The sequence below is a fragment of the Anaerolineales bacterium genome (assembly GCA_015075625.1).
GTDB lineage: Bacteria > Chloroflexota > Anaerolineae > Aggregatilineales > UBA2796 > UBA2796.
The window spans coordinates 111,361-124,409 of record JABTTZ010000005.1 but is presented as its reverse complement, the minus strand read 5'-3'; the positions used below and the strand labels follow the sequence as shown (position 1 = coordinate 124,409).

General features: G+C 56.3%; 9 protein-coding genes and 1 pseudogene. 6 read left to right on the top strand and 4 right to left on the bottom strand.

Annotated elements, in window-relative coordinates:
• Window positions 1-57: 57 nt before the first annotated feature.
• The 3 genes and pseudogenes from HS103_19545 to pgmB all read right to left on the bottom strand — a co-directional run bounded on the left by HS103_19545 (window position 58) and on the right by pgmB (window position 3,083).
• Complete coding sequence (locus tag HS103_19545; protein MBE7514987.1) at window positions 58-1,113, bottom strand: alpha/beta fold hydrolase; 1,056 nt, start codon at window positions 1,111-1,113, stop codon at window positions 58-60.
• A 48-nt stretch (window positions 1,114-1,161) separates the two neighbouring features.
• Window positions 1,162-2,209 (bottom strand): annotated as a pseudogene (locus HS103_19540) (aldo/keto reductase).
• A 211-nt stretch (window positions 2,210-2,420) separates the two neighbouring features.
• The gene (gene pgmB, locus HS103_19535) at window positions 2,421-3,083 is read right to left on the bottom strand and encodes a beta-phosphoglucomutase (protein MBE7514986.1); all 663 of its coding nucleotides are present in this window, start codon (window positions 3,081-3,083) and stop codon (window positions 2,421-2,423) included.
• 205 nt (window positions 3,084-3,288) lie between these two features.
• Between pgmB and HS103_19530 the strand changes: the two genes are divergently transcribed.
• Genes HS103_19530 through HS103_19520 form a run of 3 tightly spaced genes read left to right on the top strand, consistent with a single transcriptional unit; the run spans window position 3,289 to window position 6,824 of the window.
• Window positions 3,289-4,596 (top strand): hydroxymethylglutaryl-CoA reductase, degradative, encoded by a 1,308-nt coding sequence (locus tag HS103_19530; GenBank protein ID MBE7514985.1) that lies wholly within the window; start codon window positions 3,289-3,291, stop codon window positions 4,594-4,596.
• The gene (locus HS103_19525) at window positions 4,593-5,666 is read left to right on the top strand and encodes a hydroxymethylglutaryl-CoA synthase (GenBank protein ID MBE7514984.1); all 1,074 of its coding nucleotides are present in this window, start codon (window positions 4,593-4,595) and stop codon (window positions 5,664-5,666) included. Before HS103_19530 ends, HS103_19525 begins: the two co-directional genes overlap by 4 nt.
• 6 nt (window positions 5,667-5,672) lie before the next feature.
• The gene (locus HS103_19520) at window positions 5,673-6,824 is read left to right on the top strand and encodes a thiolase domain-containing protein (protein ID MBE7514983.1); all 1,152 of its coding nucleotides are present in this window, start codon (window positions 5,673-5,675) and stop codon (window positions 6,822-6,824) included.
• Between the two features lie 92 nt (window positions 6,825-6,916).
• Here the strand turns inward: HS103_19520 and HS103_19515 are convergent, their stop codons facing one another.
• A complete protein-coding gene (locus HS103_19515; GenBank protein MBE7514982.1) occupies window positions 6,917-7,153 on the bottom strand; it encodes a hypothetical protein in 237 nt (78 codons plus the stop codon).
• Between the two features lie 359 nt (window positions 7,154-7,512).
• Between HS103_19515 and HS103_19510 the strand changes: the two genes are divergently transcribed.
• The 3 genes from HS103_19510 to HS103_19500 all read left to right on the top strand — a co-directional run bounded on the left by HS103_19510 (window position 7,513) and on the right by HS103_19500 (window position 12,924).
• Window positions 7,513-8,229 (top strand): DsbA family oxidoreductase, encoded by a 717-nt coding sequence (locus tag HS103_19510; protein ID MBE7514981.1) that lies wholly within the window; start codon window positions 7,513-7,515, stop codon window positions 8,227-8,229.
• A gap of 399 nt (window positions 8,230-8,628) precedes the next feature.
• Window positions 8,629-10,485, top strand: a complete 1,857-nt coding sequence (locus tag HS103_19505; GenBank protein ID MBE7514980.1) for a copper resistance protein CopC — start codon at window positions 8,629-8,631, stop codon at window positions 10,483-10,485.
• Window positions 10,486-10,656: 171 nt separating this feature from the next.
• Entirely contained in the window at window positions 10,657-12,924 is a 2,268-nt protein-coding gene (locus HS103_19500; GenBank protein MBE7514979.1) for a YfhO family protein, read from the top strand.
• Window positions 12,925-13,049 lie beyond the last annotated feature (125 nt).

Below are 13,049 nucleotides of genomic sequence, written 5' to 3'. Positions count from 1 at the left end.
GGCGTGGCGTGGGGCCACGTATGTAGATTTTATATTTTTAACGCCTGTTTATACTCTTCATTCTATCAGGGCAGCATCCAGAAAAGCCAGCACACGAACGGTATATTCGTTTGGGTCAGTGAAAATACCAGCTACATGTCCCGCATCAGGGATAACCCATACATCCGCCGCAGCCCCTGCACTGAGAGCATACTTCGCAGCCAGTTCCGATTCCCACATCGACTCCGCTCCCGCGATAAACAGAATTGGGCGTGGCGCAATGCTCCTGACCTGTTCCCGCAGCGATGGCAAGGGCTGCACCCCACTGAATAACCCTGTAAAGCGAAAACCCATCCAGTAATCCGGCACCAGGAGCCAGGCAATAGCGGGATGTGGAATAAGGGGATCAAGTAAATCCTCTATCGCCGCAACACCTGTGCCATCAGCAACAAAGGCTTCAATAGCTTCGATTGCAGCACCAGCATGAAGTATCGAAATGGCTCCCGCCGATAAACCCAATGCGCCGATATGCTCAACTTCCGGGTGTGATTGGAGATAATCCACCATCGCACGGACATCGACAGCGGAATTCCAGCCATCTGCAAATACCTCGCCGCCGCTTGCGCCATGCGCACGCATATCCATCATGAGAACACCGTACCCCTGTTCAGCCAACATCAGGGTATGAGGCAGTACACCCAGACGATTGCTGCCAAGCCCATGCAGAGCAATGATCACTGCTCCATTTTGGGGCGGGATATACCATCCAGACAGCGTAATTCCGTCGCTGGTCGACAATGCGACCTCTTGCGCGATATTGATCAGTTCGGGAGGCATCTCAGTTATAGGCAGTCGTGCGGGACGCAAATTGAAATACACGATATAGGCAGGGAGCAGCAAATAGAGAGTCAGCAGCACTTCCAATAGAACCAGAAACAGCAACCGACGATGATATAACCAGCGGTCTTTCCAACGTCGAAAGGTCAGTTCGATGAATAAACCGCTTGTCACACCGAATAATAATCCACCGATGAGTCCAACTTCAAGCCGTCCAATTGGTATGGTAAATAATGCGCCGAAGACAGCACAAATCAGAGCATTAATGACCACCAGCCGGGTGATGTAACCCCGCATGGATGAACTCCTCTATCGATCAAAACAATCTGTTAAGTGACTTCTATCTTATCGATAACGATGCGGTCCCCAGGTCGTCCACGCGAAACCATCATGGCCGTAGAAGGGAACGGTCATCTGACCCGGCGGTGCAATCGCATCAAGCCGTTTGTGATCTTCGCTAGAAAGCGCCCCTTCTAAGGCACCCAGGTTGTTCTTCAACTGGTCAAGCGTGCGCGGACCAATGATCGGACTGGTGACACCTGGTTGATCCATACACCACCGTAATGCAATCTGTGCTGGTGTGACATTCTTTTCTTTCGCTAGGGCTTCAACCACATCCAACACATCAAAAACCACATCGGTCAGATAACTCGGTTGTTTCCAAAATGCGTCGTACCGGGAATCGGACGGTGCTGCCTGACCGCGCCGATAGCCGCCTGTCAGCAAACCGCCAGCCAGCGGCGACCAGGGGATGATCGCCAGTCCATAGGTCTGCGCCATCGGAATGAGTTCACGCTCTACGCGCCGATCTAGCAGGTTATATACCGGCTGTTCACAGACAAAACGATTAAACCCCCACTCTTTTGAAACCCACAGCGATTCCATAATCTGCCAAGCGGCAAAAGAACTTGTGCCAATGTAGCACACTTTGCCAGTATGGATTAGATCATCTAGGGCACGCAGGGTTTCATCGATTGGCACGTCATTCGTGGGGTGGTGAAGTTGATAGAGGTCAATTACATCGGTCTGCAGACGTTGCAGCGATGCCTCGCACTGTTCGATCAGGTGTCGGCGGCTGCTTCCCTGTGCGTTGGGGTCATTGCTCATAGGGAAATGCGCTTTTGTTGCCAGCACAATCTGTGAACGCTTGCCATTTTGTTTCAACGCGCGCCCAATGATTTCTTCACTGCGCCCGCGTCCAAACTCAAAGTTGGCAGGATCGTGACCGTAGACGTTCGCCGTATCGATGAAATTGATCCCACTCTCAATAGCATGGTTTATAATGGCAGCGGCTTCTTTCTCGTCCGTGCGCCCTCCAAAAATTCATAGTACCCAAGCACAGCGGGCTAACTTTCACCCCTGTGCGACCCAGAAAACGGTATTCCATATTCATTTCCTAAACAACAAAATTGACTATGAACTGATTGAGACTTTTGAGAAAGGAAAAGGATAGTGCATCCTGAACAAATTCTGTGCCCTGCTGGTTCGTTTTGACTGCAAAGCCACTCACGTTCTCGGCGTCCATTATATCGTTTGCGTGCTTATTAACGTCCGTCACCTATTCGCTGCGGAAAAGTTTCAATGCGTTCTTTGTGTAATCTCAACTACCCCAGAGCCATCAAGACCGCCTCTACGGTGACACTCTCCAACCCAGGATAAAGGATATCCGCCTTTCCTAACCGTTCGATGGGTCCCAACCCCACGACGCGCATTCCGGCGGCGTGGGCTGCCTCTACACCTGCCTCCGCGTCCTCGAAGATGACGACTTCCGCCGGAGGAACACCCAAACGTCCAGCAACCCATACGAATAAATCGGGGGCGGGTTTAGAATTGACGACAGAATAGCCATCGCCCACCGCCTCGAAAAAATCGCTCACCTGCAAGTTTTCGATCACGTCTTTGGCGTTTTTGCTTGCTGACGCCAAGCCCAAATGGATGCCTTTCTTTCGTGCCGCACGCAAGAATTCGCCCACGCCGGGGAGCAAATCCGTTGGGGTGATCTTCCGCAGAAAGTCGCGGTAGTAATCATTCTTCCGCGTCATGAGTTGTTCCATGCGTTCTTCGGGCATGGCTGCCCCCTTCAAGATTTTTAGAAGGCTGTCCCGACGGGATAACCCGCGCAAGGTATCATTGTCGGCGCGGCTGAAGGATAGCCCTTCTTCGTCACACAGGCGCTGCCAGGCAAGGTAGTGGTATTCAGCGGTATCGGTGATGACCCCATCGAGGTCAAAAACAAAAGCGTGAATCGGTGGGCGAGAAAGACCCATGATTGAGAACCTCATTTCTTTGGTATTGTTTGTTGTGAGGTGTGTCTCATATTCATTTTCACCGCAAGACACACAAGGTATGCGAACAATGCATTGTAACGAAACCCGCGTCTTTTTTCACAAATCGATAGCTTTTGAGAGCCTATCACCCTACCTCTCACATCGACTCCCATGCGACAATCCGCCTAAGGAAAGGTGACTTGCCATGACTCAGGATACCCCCCGTCCCTCCTCACGGCTGCCCGGATTTTATCAAAAATCGCGGACGGAACGTGCTGCGGAGGTTGCGGCATGGGCAAATCTTTCAGCCGAGGAGCAGGCGGTGTTGAGCGCCGGACTGCCTCTTGACCAGGCTGACCAAATGATTGAGAACGTGATTGGTGTTCATGCGCTTCCGATGGGAATCGCCACGAATTTTCTTGTCAACGGGCGCGAACACCTTGTGCCGATGGTTGTTGAAGAACCGAGTATCGTCGCCGCCTGTAGTTTTGCGGCAAAGCTGGCACGGGCGGGCAGCGGCTTTACCGTGACAACCGACGAACCAATCATGATCGGGCAGATTCAAGTGTTGGGGGTGCCGGATGTTGACAGCGCGGCGGCGGCAGTTCTAGCAAATCGCGAGAAACTGATTGCTCTAGCCAATGATCCTTCGTCATCCATTGTAAAACGGGGCGGCGGGGCGCGGGCTATTGAGGTGCGCCGTTTCCCGAATACCCGCGTTGGGGGGATGGTGATCGTCCATCTACTCTATGACACCCGCGATGCGATGGGGGCGAACGCGGTAAACACCGCTTGCGAAGCCCTTGCCCCGCATATTGAGGCAGCGACGGGTGGACGGGTGGGCTTAAAAATCCTGAGCAATCTGACAGATCGGCGCAAGGCAACCGCTACCTGTCGTATCCCCGCCGCTGAACTAGCGACGGGCGAGACGGAGGGCAAAACAGTTGTCCGCGCCATTGAGGAAGCGTCCGCCTTTGCCGAGGTTGATCCCTACCGAGCAACAACCCACAACAAGGGGATTATGAACGGGATGGATGCCGTGTGCCTTGCCACTGGGAACGATTGGCGGGCGTTGGAGGCGGGGGCGCACGCTTACGCCGCCCGCGAGGGGCATTACACCGCCCTCGCCACATGGACGGCGGATGATCAGGGTGATTTGCGGGGGGCAATGACCGTCCCGCTGGCAGTGGGGACGGTTGGGGGGGCAACCCGCGTTCATCCGACAGCAAAAGTCGCCATGAAGATTCTCGGCGTAAGCGGAGCGCGAGAATTAGCAGAGGTAATCGCCGCCGTTGGCTTGGCGCAAAACCTCGCCGCAATCCGCGCTTTGGCAACGGAGGGAATTCAACGCGGGCATATGAGTTTGCACGCCCGTCAATTGGCGGCGGCGGCAGGTGCACCCCCGGCGCTTGTGCTGCGCATTGTTGAGATCATGCTTGCCGAGGGGAACATCCGGCTGGATCGGGCGGTGGCGCTGGTGGCGGAATTTATGAATCAAGGAGATAAACCATGACAGCATTCAATGGCGGGCGGAGCGTCCTCCACCCGGATCGAGAGGTCGGGATCATCGGGTACGGCGCGTATGTTCCGCGCTATCGCCTTCCCGGTACAGAAGTGGCACGGGTCTGGACGGGCGGCTTGGGCGGCTCGCCAATCAAAGAAAAAGCAGTCGCCGGCTTGGACGAGGACGTAATCACCATGTCCATTGAGGCGGCGCGGAACGCCCTTGCCCGTGCCGGGATTGATCCGACGCACATCCGCGCCGTGTGGGTGGGGTCGGAAAGTCACCCTTACGCCGTAAAACCTACCAGCACCATCGTCGCTGAGGCAATTGGCGCTGTTCCCAACACACAAGCAGCGGATTGGGAATTCGCCTGCAAAGCGGGATCGGAAGCCCTTCAAGCCTCGATTGGCTTGGTTGGCTCAAACATGGCGCACTATGCTCTGAGCATTGGCATGGATACGGCACAAGGGCGCCCGGGTGACGCCCTCGAATACACGGCGGCATCGGGCGGGGCGGGCTACATCGTTGGACCCGCAGCCGAAGCGTTGGCGGTCTTTCAGGGGTCGTATAGTTTTGTCACCGATACCCCAGACTTTTGGCGGCGGGCAGAGGAAAAATATCCCCAACATGGGGATCGGTTCACCGGCGAACCCGCCTATTTCCATCACACCCAAAGCGCTGCGGCAACGCTCATGGAATTGATGGGGACAACCCCCGCCGACTACACACACGCTGTCTTTCACCAGCCGAATGTGAAGTTTCCCGAACGTGCGGCACTAACGCTCGGTTTCAAGCCAGAGCAGTTCAAAACAGGGCTGTTGGCGAATGATGTGGGAAATGTCTATGCCGGATCGTGCCTCTTGGGGCTTTCCGCCGTCTTGGATAGTGCCAAACCCGGGGATCGTGTCTTTGTGGTGAGCTATGGCAGCGGCGCTGGCTCGGATGCCTTCGATCTGCGCGTCACGGAGAAAATTACCGAACGGCAAAACCGCGCCCCCAAGACCCGCGATTACATCGCCCGCCGAACGCAAATTGACTATGCCCTGTACAGTCGTTACCGTGGAAAGTTAAAGGAGTAAAGCGCTATGCGTGAAGTCGCTGTGGTTGGCGTTGGGATGACGCCTGTTGGGGAACATTGGAATGTGGGCTTTCGTGACCTTGCCGGAGATGCAGTACGCGCCGCCTTGACTGAATCGAATGTGGCGGGGATTGACGCCCTCGTGATTGGCAATGCGCTTGGTGGGACGATCAGCGGGCAGAACCATGTTGCGCCGTTGATTGCCGATTACGTTGGGATGCGCGGCATTGAAGCCGTCCACGTTGAAGGGGCAGATGCCTCTGGTGGGTTGGCGTTCCGCTATGGCTGTCTGATGATTGCCAGCGGCGCGGCGGATACGGTCATGGTCTTGGGTGTCGAAAAAGTGACCGATGTCGTTGGATCCGGGCGCGGGAAAGCCCTGGCGACGATGCTAGACTCCGAGTATGAGGCGGCACATGGGGCAACACCCGTTGGGGTGGCGGCGCTGCTCATGCGGCGCTACCTTCACGAATACAAGGTCAATCTCACTGGCTTTGCCAATTTCAGTGTGAACGCCCATGCCAATGGCGGGAAGAACCCCCTGGCGATGTACAAAAACCAGATCAAGGCAGAGCGATTCGCCGCCGCTCCGGTGGTGGCAGAGCCGATCAACCTCTTTGATGTTGCCCCCGATGCCGACGGCGCGGCGGCAGTGATCTTGACGACGGCGGAACGCGCCGCCGACCTCACCGCCAACCCGATCCGCGTTTTGGCAAGCGCAGTGGGGACGGACGCCCTTGCTGTTCATGAGCGTACCGATCCGCTCTTTCTGACAGCGGTCAAGCAGTCAGCAGATCGCGCCTTTCGGCAGGCAAACCTGACCCCCGATGAGATCAGTTTCGCTGAAATCCACGATGCGGCAACGATCCTCTCCACGCTGGCGCTGGAGGCGAGCGGTTTTGCCGGACGGGGCGAAGGCTGGAAACTGGCAGCAGAAGGCGCGATTATGCCAGCGGGGACACTTCCAATCAGCACCTTTGGTGGGTTGAAAAGTCGTGGGAACCCCATCGGGGCGACGGGCGTCTATCAGGTGGTGGAGGTCGTCTTGCAATTGCGAGGGGCGGCGGGCGCGAACCAGATCAAGGATGCTAAAATTGGGATGGCGCAGAGTCTCGGCGCGGTGGGAGCGACGGCAGTTACCCACATTTTCGGACGGTAGGAAAATAGGAAAAAAAGGGCGACCCGTTCTAGTAACCGTTGGGGCTAGTTCACAGAGCAAACTGAGCAAGATAGTAGAGGCGATCCAGGGGATCAGCCTCCGGCTGTAAAGTGCGATTGAGTCCGAGCAGCACGTTGAACATGGCAACCACATAGGCTAGATGGCTTCAAAATGGGTATGAGAGCGATGCGGCAGTCCGCCGAACAGCCCATCGAATCGCGCACCAGCCAGCGGAAGAAGGCACGAAAGCAGCCTCCTTTGAGGGCAACCAGCACCCCAATCGTGACCAGTTCACTCCGATACTGCTTGGCTTGCGCGTGTTTGGGCACATTGGGCATCCGCTCATCTATCGCACAGAACACAGCGATGATAAACTCTTCCGTAGTTACGGCGCATACCCCCTACAGTTGGATAACTATCGTTTGTATGCTGTCCGTGACCTTTTTAAACTTGCAACAACGGTTACTAGGTTATGTTGATTTTTTTGGTTCAGAACCCCTATCCCTCCTACCCCCCTGCCCCGTACACAGAGAGACTACCTCTCTCTGTGTACGGGGCAGGGGTGGCTGCTGCTTTAGAGGCGGGATCACTGGGGTTACAATGTCAACACAATCTATGGGCGTTTTGCCCCTGTGCCGCTGTAAATAGACGAAGGTGCCGCGTTCATTGGTAAACCAAAGGAATTCGCATGAAGATTGAAATTTGGTCGGATATTGCCTGCCCCTGGTGTTATGTTGGACGGCGGCGATTGGAAGCGGCATTAGCCGACTTTGACGCCCGCGATCAGGTCGAAATTGTCTGGCGTAGTTTTCAGCTTGACCCCAATGCCCCGCGCCAATCGACAAAAACACTCACAGAGGTGTTAGCCAAGAAGTACGGGATCAGTCATCAGCAGGCAGAAGGAATGCAACGCCGCGTGACGGATGTGGCAGCCGAAGAAGGGCTTATCTTTCACATGGAACGGACACAGAGCGTGAATTCCTTTGACGCCCATCGTGTGCTTCATATGGCAGCAGAGATTGGGCGTCAGAGCGCAATGAAAGAACGCCTCCAAACTGCCTATTTCACGGATGGGCTGTCTGTTGCTGACCATGAAACGCTGGTTCAGCTTGCCCGTAAGATTGGGTTAGATGGGGCGGCGGTGGGGGCGATGTTGAACACGGGAACCTACGCGGCGGCTGTTCGTGGGGATATTTCCCGCGCTCGTGATATGGGTGTTCAGAGTGTGCCATTCTTCCTCTTTGACGAGAAATATGCCATTTCCGGCGCACAACCTGTGGAAGTCTTTACGCGGGCGCTGAGCCTTGCTTGGGCAGATGCGCCAAAGCCTATCCAGATGGTCGGTGAGTCGGCTGATGTTGACTGTTGTGATGATGAGGCGTGCGCCATTCCCTTGGAGGCATAGCGGGTCTTAAATCAACGATACCTCGGCAGCCTTTCCCTACAGTATTTTTCAACGAGATTGACCCCTCAGTGGTTGACAGCCCCGCTTAGCACGATAGACTTACCCATGGGCAGGCGGTGGTGATCAAGGGCAAACGAACGACGCCTGTCCTTCTTGTAAGAAGGCTGGCTGCCGTCCAACCAGTGAGGGTACTGCAATGATAGTGGATTAGAACCTCATCTTACACACAGACCCTCGCCCTCCAGCCCCCTCTACCGCTACGCGGTAGAGGGGGCTTACACTTTTTTGAGGGGGGAAGTCCCTCCAATCTGCTCCTTTCGATAAATACGGGGTAAAAACGTTCTTCTTGCCTGTACTTAAAGGGCGACCCTACGGCGAGAAATGCGTTAAGATCGGCACATGCGCTTATCACACCGCCTTACTCTTGTCCTGTGTTTTTTGGGGGGGGTTGCCCTTCTCGCTACCTTTGGGGTAGTAAGTCCCGCTCACGCCCACGCCGATCTGATCGCCTCTGATCCGCCCGCCGGGGCGATCCTCGCCACGCCGCCGGAAACAATCCGCCTCTTTTTCAGTGAGCCACTTGAACCCGCCTTTAGCGCGTTTACGGTGCGGGGTACGGACGGAAAGCCACTCTCCACCCAAAGTGATCTTGTTCTTGGCGATGCGAAACAGCTTTCGATGACGCCCGGCGAACTTCCCGAAGATGTCTATACTGTGCAGTGGACGGTGGTTTCGACAGCGGATGGGCATACCACACAGGGAAACTTCATCTTTAGCATAGGGGTTGCTCTGCCGCAGCAGGACGATGTGGCGGCGAATACAGCGGCATTTCCGTTGGAAGGTGGGGTGATTCGGGCGCTGAACCTCCTTGGTGCGGCGATGCTCCTCGGTGGGGCGGGGTTTTTAGCCTGGATCGGGCGCGATTTCCCCATTGTCCGGCGCTACCTTGTTGCTGGATGGTGGGTGGGCGGGGTGAGCGCTATCCTGATGCTTGTCCACCACACAGCACAGGTTGCGGGCGTCCCCTTAATCAGCGCCGTTCGCACGCCGGAATTGGGGATAGTTCTTTTAAACACCCGCTTTGGGGCGCTTTGGTGGGTGCGCGGTCTGGCATGGGCAGCGGCGGGGGTGATCCTCTGGCGACGAGGGGCGATTCCGCTGGCGGGGGCAGTGGGCGGCGGGGGGATTATCCTCGCCAGTGGCTTATACAGCCACAGCACCGCCATGCATGATGCCTTTCCCGCCGTCATAAATACGCTTGTGCATGGGCTGTGCGCTGCGCTTTGGGTGGGCGGCTTGGGGGCATTTCTCCTAACGATAGGGGGATTGCGGCGACGGGAAAACTATGGAGTCTTCACCTTAGCCACAATCACTGGGCGTTTCTCGAATTATGCGCGGATCGCCGTTGGAGGGGTGGCGCTCAGTGGGCTTTATGCAGGGTGGCTTCATGTGGGGACAGGCGATGCCCTTTTGGGAACTGAGTATGGGCGGGCGCTTCTGATCAAATCCCTTTTGCTGCTGCCAGCCTTTCTTGTCGCGGGGGTTAATCTCATTCTGACGGGGCGTGCGCTACGGGGGGGAAGCGTCCTTTGGGCGGGACGGCTGCGGATGCTTGTGGGAGCAGAGGTTGCCCTAACAGCGGGCGTTCTTGTGGCGGTAGGCGTGATGACCGCCCTCCAACCTGCCCGCGCCGCCTATGCGGAGTCGATTCGGCGGACGGCGCTGACGGAAACGACGGTTTTCCGCGAAGAAACAATGGTTGAGGATGGGACGCACATCCGTCTAGAGATTACCCCCAACCGCGTAGGGCTGAACACCTTCCGCGTCTCCTTATGGTCTATGGTTACCCTAGAAAACATCCCCAACGCGGCGCGGGTGTTCCTCCGCTTTCGACACAGCACAAAAGACCTTCAACGGACGGAGTTAGAGCTTGCCAACGAGGGCAATGGCTGGTACGGCGCGGTGGGTGGGAATATGAGTTTACCGGGGACATGGCATGTGCGCGTGACGGTGAAACAAGCAGAAAAATTTGATCTTCTTTGGGACTTTACCCCGACACCACGTGTACAACCGCCGCCGTTTGATCCGGCAGCCCCCCTTGCTGGGGGGATGATCCTTCGCTGGTTGGTGGGAATCGCCGCGCTCATCTTGGGGGGAATGGCAATAGCAGGCGGGCGAGGTAACCTGAGCGGGCTTGTTTTCGCAGTAATTTTGATCACGCTCGGCGGGGCTATGTTGATCGGGATCGCCCTTTAAGTGGGCGTCTCATTGCGATTTTCCCCCTACCCGATTAGACTCTCACATTCATAGAAGCTCACTGAAACGATGGGATAGAGGCACACCCATAATCCCACCCCTACCCCTCTCCCTTGAGAGAGGGAATCTATTCCTCTTTCAACCCTATGGAGTGAGGATCACCGACCTCTTATGAAACGTTCTTTAGTTGCCCGACGCGCCATATTGGATGTTTTCGCTGTCCTCACCTTGATTTTGCTCTGCTATGTGTATTGGTGGCGGGTGATCACCCCCGAACGGATCAACCAGCAATCCCTCATCGAAGGGGATTTCAGCGGGCAGTTTGTCAGCTTTGCTACCTACCAAACAGCGCGGATGGGCGCGGGCGAGATTCCGCTCTGGAATCCCTATAATCTTGGTGGGCATCCCTTCCTTGCCGATACCCAAGCCGCCGTCTTTTATCCGCCACGCCTAATCACGGTTGCCCTGCTAAACCTGACAAACGAGGGCGACCCACCACCCAATATCGTTTACGACGCGCTCCAACGGGAGATGATCGCCCACAGCCTGATCGCCTCGTTGTTGATGTATACGTTCGTCCGCCGCCTGACGATAGGGCAGCCCTATTCGCCAGCAGGGGGACTCGTCAGCGGAATCATCTTTGCCTATGGCGGTTACATGACGGGCTATCCGCCGCTCCAACTCGCCCTGATGGAAGCGAGTGTATGGCTACCCCTTATTTTGCTTGGGATTCTTGAGGGAACGCGCCATGAGGTCACGCGCTATGGGTGGTTTGCCCTCTCTGGGGGTGGTCTGGCGTTGGCGCTTTTGGCAGGGCATCCGCAAACCGCCTTATTCACCGCCTATTTTGCCCTTGCTTACCTTGCTTGGCAGATCTACACGGGTAAGAAAAACGGATGGGTGTTTCTTGGTGGGGCGGCACTCGTGCTTGGGATTGGAGGGGGAATTGCTGCTGTGCAGCTTTTGCCCGCATGGGAGTATCTGGGGCGCACCACCCGCGATGGGTTGAGTTTCCTTGCTAAAGGAAATGGCTTTCCTTTCTATGATCTCTTTCAGATGATCCTTCCCGGTTTGTTTAGCCAATGGTCGCCCCTTTATGTCAGCGTTGCAGGGGTGATCTTCATCGGCTACCTCGCCTGGCGCTATCCTAAGGTAGCTGGGTTTTGGGGCATTGCCGCCCTTGTCACGGTGACCCTCAGTTTTGGGGCGCAGACGATTCTTTATGACCTTGCCTATAATTTCTTGCCCGGCTTTAGCCTCTTTCGTGGGCAAGAACGGGCTGCCTACCTCGTCACCGTGTGCGGGGCAATCTTGGCGGGGTTAGGGGCATCCCAACTGCTGCAAGATACGCTCCATGAAGACCTCAAACGTGGCTATCAAGTTGCCATCAGCAGCATCATTACCCCGTCGTTGGGGGTGGGCTTCGCCGTTTTTTCCGAATGGGTGAAAGCCCCCGACGGCGTTCCCATTGAGCGACTGCGAATGGTGACTTTCAGTGTGTTCATTGCCGTCATCGCCGCCGTGACCATCCTCGGTATTGACTATTTGCAGCGGCTCTACATGCGCGGGGTGATCATTGTCGCTCTGATCGGTATTGAGTTGTTCACTTTTGGACGGTTAATCAGCCCTAACCTTGAAAACCGCCCCGCCCTTGAACGGCTTGCCCCCGCCCCCGCCATCGACGCTCTGATCGGTGTTCGAGGGGAACAAAATGATTTGAGCAGCCGTATTGACACGATTCCTGAAAATTATGGGACGGCGTATGCCCTTCCCGACATTCGCGGGACGAGTCCGCTGCGCTTGGCGACGGTGGATAAGCTGTTGAATGTGTCTAACCAAGCGCGGCTGTGGGAAGTTTTCGCCGTCCGTTGGGTGCTGACGCCGAATCAGGAACTTTCCGCCCCCGCAAGCATTGTCTACAGCGATGCGGCGGGGGGGACAAACCTTCACGCGCTGAGAACACCGCGTCCCTTTGCCCGCCTTGTGGGGACGGTATGGGTTGAGCCGAACGACGATGCGGCACGAGGTATCCTGAATGAGCCGGCGTTCGATTCCCTGACTACGGTGATCCTAGAGCGTGAGGCGGGGGTTGCGCTCAACCCTGATTTTATCGGCAAGGCGACCCTGCTGAGGCTTGAACCGGAATGGATCGTTGTAACCACAGAGGCGGATTCGCCCACTGTGCTTGACGTTGCCCTTGTCTACTATCCCGGATGGACAGCGGAGATTGACGGGCAGCCTGCGCCATTGCTCAAAGCGGACACGGCGATGACGGCGCTGGCAATGCCTGCTGGCGAGCATACGGTGACCCTTCGCTACAGCCCGCAGAGCTACCATTTAGGGATGGTGGCGAGCCTTGCCGGACTCCTCGGCACGGGGGCATTTTTGGCGGGCGTGACCATTCAAGCGCGGCGGCGGAAACGAGGCGCACAGGGTTGATAGGCTGGCTAGGAACAGACGGCGCATAGGATGCGCCCTTCTATGCTAAGTACCTCACCAGAGTGATTTCTAAAAGAACCCCAATCCCCCGCCCCCTTTCCCTGCAAGCGGGGAAAGGGGGAGAG